The organism is Pedobacter sp. AK017, from assembly GCF_014200825.1.
Taxonomy (GTDB): Bacteria; Bacteroidota; Bacteroidia; order Sphingobacteriales; family Sphingobacteriaceae; genus Pedobacter; species Pedobacter heparinus.
Map to the genome: position 1 here is coordinate 158,219 of NZ_JACHCW010000007.1, position 13,335 is coordinate 171,553.

A 13,335-nucleotide genomic window follows, 5' to 3' on the forward strand; every position below is an offset into this window, starting at 1 on the left:
AGAGTTATCTTTTACCTATGTTAATGATGTCAGCAAAAACACCGGCAGCAGTTACCTCGGCACCGGCTCCAGGTCCTTTTACTACCAGCGGACGCTCCTTATAACGATCAGTAGTAAAGGAGATAATGTTGTCGCTGCCGGAAAGCATATAGAAAGGGTGTGAGTCATCAACCATTTGCAGGGTAATGGCCACTTTACCATCCTCCAGCTTACCGATATACCTCAATACTTTATTGCTTTTAGCTGCTTCATTTTTTAAGTTCTCAAAATGCGCCGCATTGTTTTCAAGTTCCTGGTAAAACTCGGCCACACTGCTGGCCGCCAGACAGGCCGGTGGCAGCATACTTTCTATGGCCACATCTTTTTCTTCAAGTGCATAACCTGCATCGCGGGCAAGGATCAGCATTTTACGCATAAAATCTTTACCGTTCAGGTCGTCCCTCGGATCAGGTTCAGTATAACCCATATCCTGTGCCTCTTTTACAACTTCACTGAAAAGCCTGTCTCCCTTAAAGTTGTTAAAGATATAAGAGATGGTACCCGACAAGATGGCTTCAATGCGGTTGATCCTGTCGCCACTCAGCATCAGGTCCTTTAAGGTACGGATGATGGGCAGTCCTGCCCCCACATTGGTTTCATAATAAAACTCTACCCCGTGTTTTCTTGCCGCCTCTTTAAAAGCCACATACTGATCATATTCGGCAGAATTACCTATTTTATTACAGGTAACCACCGAGATGCTCGATTGCAATACATCCAGGTAATGCCGGATCGGGTTATGGCTGGCAGTATTGTCTACAAATACACAATTGGCCAGGTTCATGGACTTCATCTTTTTGATAAACTCAGCCAGGTCTGCCTGTTCACCCTTTTCGTTCAGGCTATCTTCCCAATTGTCCAGGTCTATTCCCTCTGCATCCAGGTACATTTTACGGGTATTGCTTACCCCCATTACCTTAACCTGCAGATCGTTATTTTTGGCCAGAAAAGGCATCTGGTGTTGTAATTGCTTAAATAAGGTTTTACCAATGTTTCCGGTACCCAGACAAAACACGTTCAGCGTTTTTTTCAGGTCGGCATAGAAAGCATCATGAACAGCGTTCACCGCTTTGGAAAGATCACTGCGTGACAGGATTACGGAAATGTTATATTCTGACGAACCCTGGGCAATGGCGCGGATGTTTACCCCATTCCTGCCCAGCGCACTGAATAACCTTCCGGAAATACCCGGTGTGCGCTTCATGTTTTCACCCACTATCGCTAAAACCGAAAGTCCGTTTTCTACCTCCGGGTATTCCAGTTTACGGGCCTGAAGTTCCAGTTCAAATTCTTTATTGATGAGTGCCAGTGCTTTTAAGGCATCTGCAGGTTTAACGGCAAAGGTAATGCTGTGTTCGGATGAGGATTGTGTGATGAGGACTACATTGACCTGCTCTCTGGACAACATAGAGAACAGCCTTCCGCTGAATCCGGCCTTACCAACCATACCGCTGCCGGATAAGTTAAGGATACTGATCTCATCAATCGAAGAGATCCCTTTGATCGGCAGGCTGGAGGCATGCACATTGTGTCTGATATAGGTACCAGGGAAATCAACATTAAAAGTATTTTTAATGACTATAGGTATTTTCTTTAAAAAGGCAGGGATCATGGTAGGTGGATAGATCACTTTGGCACCAAAATAAGAAAGTTCCATAGCCTCGGTATAACTCAGTTCAGGCAATGAAAAAGCCTTTTTAACGATCCTCGGATCAGCTGTTAACATGCCATCTACATCGGTCCAGATCTCAATTTCATCGGCACCAAGGGCTGCCCCCCAGATGGCGGCTGTATAATCACTGCCCCCACGCCCTAAAGTAGTGATACGCCCTTCATCGTTACTGGAAATGAAGCCGGTAACAAAAAGCAGTTTATCGTTATTGCCTGCATAAAAATCCCTGATGAGGTTTTCAGTCAGCTCAGTGTTCACTTTCGCCTGTCCGAAGTTATGGTCTGTTTTAATCAGTTCCGAGCCATCTACAAACAGGGCATTTGCAAAATATTGTCTGGCAATGTGGCTCACCATCATGGTTGAGCAGCGTTCGCCATAGCTTAAGATCAGGTCTTTGGTCTGCAAACTCAGCTCTTTCAGGTTATAAACTGCCTGCAGAATGTCTTCCAATTCATTTAAATAGATCTTTAGTTTGGTAAGTACCGGATTTTGAGCACTTGCAGGCAGCAATGCACGGATCACCTCGAAGTGTTTATCTTCTACCTTCTTCAGCGTTTCGGCATAGTCCTCTCCCTTTCTGGCACTTTCTGCCATATCCAGCAAAGTGTTGGTTACACCACCCATAGCAGATAAAACGACAATAGGGTGCTCAGCGTGCTTCCCCTTGATCAATATATCCATCAATGCACTTATGCTTTGAGCTGAACCGACAGATGTACCTCCAAATTTTAAAATATTCATAGTTGTTAGTTAAAAAAAAAGCGCCTTCCTGGATTAGAGGAAGGCGCTTTTTGTGGTTTTTATATTTTCTATTTTAGCCCACTAGCTTACCTTCCTCCGTTCGATGCCGGTGGTTGTGGTAATAGTGGTTGTGGTCAAATTTTTATACATTGTATTATTTACACTAACGAGGCGTAAAGTAAAGGCATATTTTTTTAATTCGCAAATGATTGTGAAAATAAATTATTCAATCGATCGGTTTAGTAGGATTTCACCTGAAGGAGTACATAACGTTACAATTTCTTATCTTTATCGCCTTATATGCAAGGATTAGTAATAAAATCGACCGGTAGCTGGTATCAGGTGCATGCTGAAAATGGCCTGGACTATGATTGCCGTATAAAAGGTAAGTTCAGGATACAGGGCATCCAAACCACTAATCCTGTTGCAGTGGGCGACCGTGTGGAGTTTGAACTTGAACCAAATTCGGACAACGGCATCATCAATAAGCTATACGACAGACGGAATTACATCATCCGAAAATCGATTAACCTGTCTAAACAGGCCCAGATCATTGCGGCCAATATGGACCAGGCTTTTTTAGTGGTTACGCTGGCTTCTCCCCGTACTTCACTGGGTTTTATCGATCGTTTTCTGGCCACTGCCGAGGCTTATGATATCCCTGCTATGCTGATATTTAACAAGCTTGACCTTTTTCATGAAGAAGGGCTGGAAATACTGGCCGAGTACCAAGGCATTTATGAAAATATTGGTTACCCCTGTTATTCGGTTTCTGCACTTAAGGGCACAAACATCCCTTTGATCGAATCTTTGTTAAAAGACAAGACGACTTTATTTTCAGGACATTCAGGTGTAGGAAAATCGAGCCTGATCAATGCCTTATTGCCCGGGCACAGCATTAAAACAGGTGAAATTTCGGGATCCAGTGATAAAGGGCAGCATACCACTACTTTTGCCGAAATGCATGCCTTACCTTTTGGTGGTTACCTGATTGATACCCCGGGCATACGTGAACTGGGTATATTTGACATCAGACCTGAGGAACTCGGACATTATTTCAGGGAAATGAGGGATTTGATGCACCAATGTAAGTTTAACAATTGCCGGCATGTAAATGAGCCTGGCTGTGCCGTAATTAAAGCTGTAGAAAGTGGGGAAATAGAACTGAGCAGATACGAAAGTTACCTGAGTATTTATCATGGTAACGAAACCAGGGCTTAAACATGAGGGCAGTTATTCAAAGAGTTGTTGCAGCCAGCTGCCAAGTGGATGAAAATATTACAGGCAGCATTGACAATGGTTTTTTGGTATTGCTGGGTATTGAGGATGCAGATACTGCAGAAGACCTGGTATGGCTGGCACAAAAGATTGCTGCCATGCGTGTATTTGGAGATGAAAACGGTTTGATGAATAAGGCGCTGGCAGATATTGACGGGAATATCCTGCTGGTCAGTCAGTTTACCTTATTTGCGGCTACAAAGAAAGGAAACAGGCCTGGATTTACCCGGGCTGCCAGACCAAAAAAAGCAATCCCATTATATGAAAGCATGGTCAAAGAACTTTCCAGGCTATTGGGAAAAGCGGTACAGACCGGCATTTTTGGGGCAGACATGAAGATCAGCCTGGTTAATGATGGCCCGGTAACGATAATTATTGATACAAAAAACAAGGAATAATGACCATAAAAGAAGCACAGGAAGCGGTTGATCAATGGATAGCTACTACCGGCATCCGTTATTTTAATGAGCTGACCAATACAGCCATCCTGATGGAAGAGGTTGGTGAAGTCGCCCGGATCATGTCGCGTAAATACGGAGAACAATCGTTTAAAAAGAGTGATGAAGCAGTTGACCTGGGGGATGAAATGGCAGATGTACTGTTTGTACTGATCTGCCTGGCCAACCAGACAGGTATTGACCTGACCGCTGCTTTGGAGAAGAACCTGGTTAAAAAAAGCATCAGGGATGCGGAAAGGCATAAAAATAATGAGAAGCTACAAAAAAAGCAGGGTTTACATTGACCCTGCTTTTTTTGTAGCGGAAATTTTCCGGTCCTTCATCGGGAAAGGTTTCCCGGATTTGGGGAGTGATCTGTTTTTCCTTTTAATCTTTAGAAAGTGCTGCCTTAATCTTAACCGCCGCCTCTGCAAGTTCTTCCTGCGTTGGTTGCAGCTTTGCCTTACTAAAATTCATATCACTTACATTGTTCATTGGAATGAGATGGATATGCACATGTGGTACTTCCAGGCCAATTACGGCAACGCCCACTTTTTTACATGGAAAAGCTTCCTTTAAACCTGTCGCCACAATTTTAGCAAACAAGGTTAACCCGAAATAGCTTTCTTCATCCATATCGAAGATATAATCGATCTCCTTTTTGGGGATCACCAGCACGTGCCCCATCACCAATGGGCTCACATCCAAAAATGCCAGAAATTCTGTAGTTTCTGCTACAATATGTGCGGGTATTTCACCGCTTACTATTTTTGAAAAGATACTGGCCATATTTTTTTATCTGCTGATCTCTAAAATTTCAAATTCCATTTTCCCTGCGGGCACTTCAATCTCTGTGGTATCACCAACAGATTTGCCCAATAATCCTTTTGCAATAGGTGATTTTACGGAGATTTTTCCGGTTTTAAGATCGGCCTCAGATTCAGCTACCAACTGGTATGACATCGTAGCACCATTTTTAACATTTTTGATCTTTACGATAGAAAGTGCAAGTACCTTTGATGTATCCAATTTGGATTCATCTATCAACCGGGCAGTAGAAAGTGTAGCTTCCATTTTGGCAATTTTTGCCTCGTGCAGACCTTGCGCCTCTTTTGCAGCATCATACTCAGCGTTCTCAGAAAGATCACCTTTATCTCTCGCCTCAGCTATCGCCCTTGAAATCAGCTGCCTGCCAGTAGTTTTTAAATACTGCAGTTCTTCTTTCAGTTTATCTAAACCATCTTGGGTATAATATGTTACCTCTGTCATAGCTCGTTTATTTTTTTGTAAATCCTCTAAAAAACAAACAAGACTACATCGGTTTTTAAGCCTACATAGTCTTGCTTCAATTGAAACGAAGATAACAGGGAGTTAGCATAAAAGCAAATTTTTAAGATTATTTTAACTTTCATTTACAATACGCCCTGTTCATGCTTTCAGATGTCCTTTAACTTTTCTGCCAGAACTTCTGAAATCTTACGGTAAGAATCGAATGTCCAGCCACCAACATGAGGTGTTAACACGACCTTTTCAGCTAATTTAAGCGTATTATACCATTCCTGATTGCTTAATGCCGGAAATTTTTCTACCTCCAGTACATCCAGCCCCGCACCGAGTATCCTACCCTGGGCTATCGCTTTTAAAACGGCTTCGGTACTAACCACCTCGCCCCTGGCGGTATTGATAAAAAACAGGGGTTTACGAAAATGGAACAGGTATTCTTCATTTACCATTTGCCTTGTTTCGGGGGTTAAAGGAATATGCAGGCTCAGCACATCACTTTGCTTTACAATTTCTTCCATGCTTACCTCCCTGGCATAGGCATCACTAAAACCCGTTTTATATTTATCATAAGCAATGACATGGACATCAAAGCCGGAAAGCTTTTTAGCGAAGCTTTTGCCCATAAATCCATAACCGATAATCCCAACTGTTTTACCCTTTAGTTCATATCCGCGGTTACCTTCCCTATCCCACACACCCTTACGCACTTCTGTATCAGCATTCCGAAAATTGTTCATGAGCGCCAGCAACATGCCAATAGCATGTTCTCCTACAGCATCCATATTGCCTTCGGGGGCATTCAGTAATTTGATCCCCTTTAATTTGGCAAAGGCCTCATCAATATTATCCAGTCCTGCCCCTGCCCTTGCAATGAATTTCAGGTTTGGGGCTGCTTCCATTAATTCTTTATCTATTAAAAATTTGGTGCGGACAGCAATCCCTTCATAATCCGCAATGATGGCCAGTGTTTCTGCCCTGGTAATCAAGGGGCGGTCATGTACATCATAACCCATTGCAGCAGCCCTTTCTTTAAATATAGGGTGCAGGTCATCAACAATTAAGATTTTTCCTTTCATCTTTCAATTTTATTTTTCGGTCGGATGGCGTTTTTTGGTTGTTAAAAATAATGTTACTTTGACAACTGAGCCAGGTGAGAGGTAAGCACAATAAAATCGTTCACACTCAACTGTTCGGCTCTTTTGTCAAAAAATGGATGTTCGTCCATTTTGTCTTTGGGGATAATGCCTGAAAGCGCATTTCTCAGGGTTTTTCTGCGCTGGTTAAAACCTGCTTTTACCGTGCGCCAAAATAGTTTTTCATCACAGGGTAATGTTTCAACAGCATTTCTGCTTAGCCTGATCACTCCTGAATTTACCTTTGGTGGCGGGTTAAATGTACCTGGTTTAACGGTAAACAGGTATTCTATATGATAATAGGCCTGGATCAGCACACTCAATATCCCATAATCTTTGGTCCCTTCTTTTGAAGCGCAGCGTTCTGCCACTTCCTTTTGAAACATCCCAACCATTTCTACAACACTGGACCTGTTTTCGAGAATTTTGAACAAAATCTGGGAAGATATATTGTAAGGGAAATTGCCAATAATAGCATATTTATCCTTAAATATATCCGACAGGTTTAAGGCTAGAAAGTCGCCATTTATCAACCTGCTCCCAAGTTGGGGATATTTTTGCTGCAAAAAATGATAGGACTCTACATCAATATCTATCAAATAGGTTTCCAGATCTTTTCGCTCCAGTAACAGATCAGACAAAATGCCCATGCCAGGCCCAACTTCAAGTACCTGTTTGTATTTATCGGTATGAACAAGGCCATTTACGATTTTGGCCGCAATGTTTTTATCGGTTAAAAAATGTTGCCCCAAATGCTTTTTTGCCCTAACCAAACTCATGTTGTTCTCCCTTAAAAAGCTGTAAAAATATTAAAGTTTTATGAGTATCGGACTAACATTAAGGTGAAATTCTGTAATTTGCGCCAAATTTCTATTCAGGCATGAGCAATAAAATTAAAATTGGGATAAGCATAGGCGATATAAACGGCATCGGATTAGAAGTAATTTTGAAGGCCTTGTCGCACAACAGCATACTTGATTACTGTACACCAATAGTTTACGGGCATACAAAAGTTGCTTCTTATCATAGAAAGGCATTGGGGCTTACCGACTTCGCTTTTAATGTGATCAATGAACCGGCCACAGCAAACCCCAAAAAGCCCAACCTGATCAACTGCTGGGAGGAAGATGTCAAGATTGACCTTGGTATCTCAAACGAAACAGGCGGTAAGTATGCTTTAATATCTCTTCAAAAAGCTACCGACGCATTGGTAAAAGGGGAAATTGATGCGCTTGTTACCGCACCGATCAATAAACACAACATTCAATCGGATACTTTTAAATTTCCGGGACATACAGAATATTTACAGGAACAGAGCAACAGCAATGATGTACTGATGTTCATGATCAGCGAGGACATCCGTGTGGGTGTAGTAACGGGACACATTCCGGTTGCGGCTATTGCCCCCCACATCAGCAAAGAAAAAATTGTAAAAAAACTGATGTTGATGAACGAGAGCTTAAAGAAAGATTTCTGGATAGAAAAACCAAAAATTGCAGTACTTGGCTTAAATCCGCATGCCGGAGATAACGGCCTGTTAGGTAAAGAGGAGGAAAACATAATTGTACCTGCGATACAGGAGGCCTTTGATAAAGGCATAATTTGTTTTGGGCCATATCCTGCAGATGGTTTTTTTGGAAACGGCAGCTACAAACAGTTTGACGCAGTATTGGCGATGTACCATGATCAGGGACTGATCCCGTTTAAGACCATTGCTTTTGGCACCGGGGTTAACTTTTCTGCCGGACTAAAAATTGTACGTACCTCACCTGACCATGGCACGGGTTATGACATTGCTGGTAAAAATCTTGCAGATCCCTCGTCGTTTATTGAAGCCGTATTTGCAGCTACACATATAGTTAAGAACAGAAGAGAACAGGAAGCCTTACTTGGCAATCAATTAAGAAGCGGTGGAAAAATTATTGAAACTCCCGCCGATATGAAGGACGACGCGAATTAAAAAAGAATTTGCACTGAATAAAAATAATCCCTACATTTGCGGGCTAAAATTTTGTTACAATTGAAACCATTAAAACAATTTTCAATCCCATTTACAGGCTTAAAAATTGGCAAACATCAGTTTGATTTTGAGATTGATAACAGCTTTTTTGATGCTTTTGAATACTCTTTGGTTAAAAAGGGGAACTTAAAAGCAGAAGTTGAGCTAGACAAACAGGAAACAATGTTAATACTACATTTCCGCATTAGCGGTACCATAGTATTGGACTGCGATAAATGTTTAGCTGAATTTGGGGCACCGATAAATATACAGGAAAGGCAGATTGTAAAATTTGCTGAAGATGAGCTGGAAAGCGATGATCTGGAGATCATTGTACTGAGTAAAAAAGAAAGTGAGATTGACATCTCTGAACTGATTTACGAATTCATCACGGTATCGGTACCTTATATAAAGATATGTGAAGAGAACGGCACTGGAGTAAAATGCGACCAGGAGATGATTGCAAGACTGGAAAGTTTAGCGGTTGGATCAAAACAGGAAGAAGAAGAACAAAATGACGACCCAAGGTGGGCAGCGTTAAAGAAATTAAAATAATAATTAAATAAATCAGCAATGGCACATCCAAAACGTAAAGTTTCTAAGAGCAGAAGAGATAAGAGAAGAACTCACTATAAAGCAGAAGCTCCTTCTTTAGCTACTTGTCAGACAACAGGTGCGATACACATTCCTCACCGCGCTTATAACGTTGATGGTAACTTATACTACAACGGTAAATTGGTTATTGAAAACACCTCAATAGGTTAATTTTCTTGAAAAATAGTTTGTGTTTTAAGTGTCCTATAGTTTAACTTAGAGGCCTTAAAAAAGCGGCAATTTTGCCTGGTACACAAACTGATTTTACTATGAAAATAGGTCTCGATATAATGGGCGGAGACTATGCTCCTAAAGCAAATGTTTTAGGAGCAATAGCAGCTCATCCATTGTTATCCCCGAAGGAGCACCTGGTGCTTATTGGGGATACCCAGCAGATTAAGCCCCTCCTATCCGAAAACGGATTCAATCCGGATCACTTTGAATATGTTCATACCGAAGAAGTAATTGGTATGGGCGAACATCCCACTAAGGCTATTGTTCAAAAGCCTAATTCAAGCATCTCAATAGGTTTCAATTTACTCAAAGAAGGCAAACTGGACTCATTTGCAAGTGCCGGAAATTCTGGTGCTATGCTTGTTGGTGCTGTATTTAGTGTAAAAACCATTCCTGGTATCATACGTCCATGTCTGTCTACTTTTCTGCCTAAATTAAGCGGTGGCGTTGGTTTAATGGTTGATGTTGGCGCAAATGCTGACTGCAAACCCGATATCTTACTCCAGTTTGGTATACTCGGCAGCTTGTATGCAGAGAATGTAATGGGAATAAATACACCTAAAGTAGCTTTAATGAACATTGGAGAAGAGGATGAAAAAGGCAATATGCTAAGTCTGGCCACCTTCCCCTTGATGAAAGATACCCAGCTGTTTAATTTTGTAGGTAACGTAGAGGGAAGGGACTTATTTAACGATAAGGCTGATGTAATTGTATGTGACGGATTTACTGGGAATGTGATGCTTAAACTTGCAGAATCATTTTATGTACTAACCTTAAAAAGGGGCTTAAAGGACGAGTTCTTTGACCGCTTTAATTATGAGAACTATGGCGGCAGCCCAGTGTTGGGTGTAAACGCGCCGGTAGTAATTGGCCATGGTATTTCAAGCCCATTGGCCGTTAAGAACATGATCATGCAATCCAGAGACATGATTACAACTGGCTTGGTTGGAAAAATACAAGCCGCATTTAAATAATTTGAGATAAAATGAATAAAATTCACGCTGCGATTACAGCTGTTCATGGTTATGTGCCAGACTACGTACTGACCAACAAAGAGCTTGAATCAATTGTAGACACTACGGATGAATGGATCACATCCAGAACAGGTATCAAAGAGCGAAGAATATTGAAAGGTGAAGGATTAGGCACTTCAGATATGGCTGTACATGCCGTAAATGGTTTGTTAAAGAAACGCGGGATCAGCGCAGAAGAAATTGAACTGATTATCTTTTGCACCACAACACCGGACATGCCTTTCCCGGCATCTGCAAATATTCTGGCAGATAAGATTGGCGCTAAAAATGCATGGGGATATGATCTTCAGGCCGCCTGTTCAGGTTTCATTTTTGGATTATCAACGGCATCACAGTTTATTGAATCTGGAAAACATAAAAAAGTACTGGTAGTGGGCGGTGATAAAATGTCATCGATCATTAATTACCAGGACCGTACTACCTGCATCATTTTTGGTGATGGCTGTGGTGCAGTTTTACTGGAACCCAATGAAGAAGGTCTCGGCATCATGGATTCTATATTAAGAACCGATGGAGCCGGAAAACAATTTTTACACCAGAAAGCCGGCGGATCGGCCCGACCCGCAACACACGAAACTATAGACAACAATGAGCATGTGGTTTACCAGGAAGGCCAGGCCGTGTTTAAATTTGCAGTAACCAATATGGCGGATGTTGCTGCCGAGATTATGGAACGTAACAACCTTACCTCCGATGATGTAACCTGGCTGGTACCACACCAGGCCAACAAGCGGATCATTGATGCTACTGCAAACAGAATGGGCGTAGGTTCGGAAAAAGTAATGATCAACATACAGCGTTATGGCAATACCACTAATGGTACAATCCCCCTATGTTTGTGGGAATGGGAAAACCAGTTGAAAAAAGGCGACAATCTGATATTGGCCGCATTTGGAGGAGGCTTTACCTGGGGTTCTGTTTATTTAAAATGGGCCTATTAATTTTATAAAATAAATAATCTTAACTTAGATAGTTCTAAAGACGTACTATTTTTTCTAAATAACACCTAAAAAATGGATATTAAACAAATTCAGGAACTTATTAAATTTGTTTCTCGTTCGGGCGTAAACGAAGTAGCTATTGAGCAGGAAAACTTCAAGATCACCATTAAAACCAATCAGGCACCTACCTATGTTCAGGCAACTGTTCCTGCCCAGATTGCGCCTGCTGTTGCACCAACTGCTGCTGCACCACAGCCGGTTGCCCCTACCGAAACCAAATCTGCACCTGTTGAAGATACTTCAAAATACATCACCATCAAATCGCCAATGATTGGTACTTTCTATCGCTCTGCGAGTCCGGATAAGCCTTCGTTCGCAAATGTTGGAGATGAAATTACTGCAGGCAAAGTGATCTGTATCATTGAGGCGATGAAACTTTTCAATGAAATAGAAAGTGAAGTGTCAGGAAAAATTGTAAAAGTTCTTGTCGACAATGCTTCACCTGTAGAGTATGATCAACCTTTATTTTTAGTAGAGCCGGTTTAATCGGAATAGATAAATATGTTTAAAAAGATACTAATTGCCAATAGGGGCGAAATTGCTTTACGCATTATTCGGACCTGTAAAGAAATGGGCATCAAAACCGTAGCGGTTTACTCTACTGCCGACAGAGAGAGTTTACACGTACGTTTTGCTGATGAAGCTGTTTGTATTGGCCCGCCACCAAGTAAAGATTCTTACCTGAGCATTCCAAATATCATTTCTGCAGCTGAGCTGACCAATGCGGATGCCATACACCCGGGATACGGATTCTTATCTGAAAACGCGAAATTTTCTTCTGTTTGCCGTGATTATGGGATTAAGTTCATTGGGGCAACACCAGAACAGATCAATTCTATGGGCGATAAGGCATCGGCCAAAGAAACCATGAAAAAAGCAGGGGTACCTACTATCCCTGGTTCGGAAGGTTTGGTAGAGAACATCAAAGAAGGTATTGTAACGGCCAACGAGATCGGCTACCCGGTAATCCTTAAGGCTACTGCCGGTGGTGGTGGACGTGGAATGCGCGTAGTCTGGAAAGATGAAGATTTTGAAAATGCATGGGACAGTGCCAGACAGGAGTCGGGTGCAGCTTTTGGAAATGACGGACTTTATCTGGAAAAATATATTGAGGATCCACGTCACATAGAAATCCAGATCATCGGAGATCAGTATGGCAAGGCCTGCCATTTATCGGAGCGCGACTGTTCTATACAGCGCAGGCACCAGAAACTGGTGGAAGAGGCCCCTTCACCTTTCATGACACCTGAATTGCGGGAAAGAATGGGCGAAGCGGCCATTAAAGGAGCTATTGCTGTTCAGTATGAAGGTGCGGGCACCATAGAATTCCTGGTAGATAAACACCGCAATTTCTATTTTATGGAAATGAATACCCGTATCCAGGTAGAACATCCGGTAACAGAAGAAGTAATCAATTACGATTTAATTAAAGAACAGATCAAAGTTGCCTCAGGTGTTCCGATTTCGGGAAAGAATTATTTACCTGATATGCATGCTATTGAATGCCGGATAAACGCGGAAGATCCATTTAATAATTTCAGGCCCTCTCCGGGTAAAATAACAAATTTCCACTCTCCGGGCGGACATGGGGTAAGGGTTGATACGCACGTTTATGCAGGTTATCAGATTCCTTCAAACTATGACTCTATGATTGCCAAGCTGATCTGCGTTGCACAAACCCGTGAAGAAGCGATCAGTACTATGGAGCGGGCTTTAAGTGAATTTGTGATAGAGGGTGTAAAAACCACGATACCTTTCCACTTAAAATTAATGAAAGATCCTAACTTTAGGGCGGGTAATTTTACGACTAAATTTATGGAGACTTTCGAGTTTTCAGAATAACATAAAAACTATTTGCTAGATTTTAAACGTAAATACCATTCTAAATA

At 41.8% G+C, this 13,335-nt stretch carries 15 protein-coding genes; 10 read left to right on the forward strand and 5 right to left on the reverse strand.

Annotation, left to right across the window (positions count from 1 at the left end):
* Positions 1–4: 4 nt before the first annotated feature.
* Positions 5–2,452, reverse strand: coding sequence for a bifunctional aspartate kinase/homoserine dehydrogenase I (gene thrA / locus HDC92_RS11850; RefSeq protein ID WP_183874703.1), 2,448 nt, complete (start codon positions 2,450–2,452; stop codon positions 5–7).
* A 300-nt stretch (positions 2,453–2,752) separates the two neighbouring features.
* On the opposite strand from thrA, the gene rsgA reads away from it, so the two are divergent.
* From rsgA to HDC92_RS11865, 3 genes are read left to right on the forward strand one after another with little or no spacing between them, the layout of a single operon-like run.
* Positions 2,753–3,673 (forward strand): ribosome small subunit-dependent GTPase A, encoded by a 921-nt coding sequence (gene rsgA / locus HDC92_RS11855; protein WP_015809606.1) that lies wholly within the window; start codon positions 2,753–2,755, stop codon positions 3,671–3,673.
* 2 nt (positions 3,674–3,675) lie between these two features.
* Complete coding sequence (gene dtd, locus HDC92_RS11860; RefSeq protein ID WP_183874705.1) at positions 3,676–4,128, forward strand: D-aminoacyl-tRNA deacylase; 453 nt, start codon at positions 3,676–3,678, stop codon at positions 4,126–4,128.
* Positions 4,128–4,472 carry a nucleotide pyrophosphohydrolase gene (locus tag HDC92_RS11865; RefSeq protein ID WP_015809608.1) on the forward strand — a complete coding sequence of 115 codons (345 nt, stop codon included), beginning with the start codon at positions 4,128–4,130 and terminating at the stop codon, positions 4,470–4,472. The genes dtd and HDC92_RS11865 overlap by 1 nt, the downstream gene beginning before the upstream one ends.
* An 82-nt stretch (positions 4,473–4,554) precedes the next feature.
* Here HDC92_RS11865 and HDC92_RS11870 read toward each other — a convergent pair whose 3' ends face one another.
* The 4 genes from HDC92_RS11870 to rsmA form a co-directional block, all read right to left on the reverse strand.
* Positions 4,555–4,956, reverse strand: coding sequence for an HIT family protein (locus HDC92_RS11870; protein WP_183874707.1), 402 nt, complete (start codon positions 4,954–4,956; stop codon positions 4,555–4,557).
* Between the two features lie 6 nt (positions 4,957–4,962).
* The gene (gene greA, locus HDC92_RS11875; RefSeq protein ID WP_015809610.1) at positions 4,963–5,436 is read right to left on the reverse strand and encodes a transcription elongation factor GreA; all 474 of its coding nucleotides are present in this window, start codon (positions 5,434–5,436) and stop codon (positions 4,963–4,965) included.
* A 167-nt stretch (positions 5,437–5,603) separates the two neighbouring features.
* Positions 5,604–6,527: a 2-hydroxyacid dehydrogenase gene (locus HDC92_RS11880; RefSeq protein ID WP_183874709.1), complete on the reverse strand. Its 924-nt coding sequence runs from the start codon at positions 6,525–6,527 to the stop codon at positions 5,604–5,606.
* 53 nt (positions 6,528–6,580) lie between these two features.
* On the reverse strand, positions 6,581–7,363 hold the full coding sequence (gene rsmA, locus HDC92_RS11885; protein ID WP_015809612.1) for a 16S rRNA (adenine(1518)-N(6)/adenine(1519)-N(6))-dimethyltransferase RsmA: 783 nt from the start codon (positions 7,361–7,363) through the stop codon (positions 6,581–6,583).
* 101 nt (positions 7,364–7,464) lie between these two features.
* Here rsmA and pdxA point away from each other — a divergent pair, with 101 nt between their 5' ends.
* The 7 genes from pdxA to accC all read left to right on the forward strand — a co-directional run bounded on the left by pdxA (position 7,465) and on the right by accC (position 13,288).
* Positions 7,465–8,544 (forward strand): 4-hydroxythreonine-4-phosphate dehydrogenase PdxA, encoded by a 1,080-nt coding sequence (gene pdxA, locus HDC92_RS11890; RefSeq protein WP_015809613.1) that lies wholly within the window; start codon positions 7,465–7,467, stop codon positions 8,542–8,544.
* A gap of 60 nt (positions 8,545–8,604) precedes the next feature.
* Positions 8,605–9,138 (forward strand): YceD family protein, encoded by a 534-nt coding sequence (locus HDC92_RS11895; protein ID WP_015809614.1) that lies wholly within the window; start codon positions 8,605–8,607, stop codon positions 9,136–9,138.
* Positions 9,139–9,156: 18 nt separating this feature from the next.
* Positions 9,157–9,348 carry a 50S ribosomal protein L32 gene (rpmF, locus tag HDC92_RS11900; protein ID WP_015809615.1) on the forward strand — a complete coding sequence of 64 codons (192 nt, stop codon included), beginning with the start codon at positions 9,157–9,159 and terminating at the stop codon, positions 9,346–9,348.
* Between the two features lie 98 nt (positions 9,349–9,446).
* The gene (gene plsX / locus HDC92_RS11905) at positions 9,447–10,385 is read left to right on the forward strand and encodes a phosphate acyltransferase PlsX (protein WP_183874711.1); all 939 of its coding nucleotides are present in this window, start codon (positions 9,447–9,449) and stop codon (positions 10,383–10,385) included.
* Positions 10,386–10,396: 11 nt separating this feature from the next.
* On the forward strand, positions 10,397–11,386 hold the full coding sequence (locus HDC92_RS11910; protein WP_015809617.1) for a beta-ketoacyl-ACP synthase III: 990 nt from the start codon (positions 10,397–10,399) through the stop codon (positions 11,384–11,386).
* A 72-nt stretch (positions 11,387–11,458) separates the two neighbouring features.
* Complete coding sequence (gene accB, locus HDC92_RS11915; protein ID WP_015809618.1) at positions 11,459–11,932, forward strand: acetyl-CoA carboxylase biotin carboxyl carrier protein; 474 nt, start codon at positions 11,459–11,461, stop codon at positions 11,930–11,932.
* A 15-nt stretch (positions 11,933–11,947) separates the two neighbouring features.
* Positions 11,948–13,288 (forward strand): acetyl-CoA carboxylase biotin carboxylase subunit, encoded by a 1,341-nt coding sequence (gene accC, locus HDC92_RS11920; protein WP_015809619.1) that lies wholly within the window; start codon positions 11,948–11,950, stop codon positions 13,286–13,288.
* Positions 13,289–13,335: the final 47 nt, after the last annotated feature.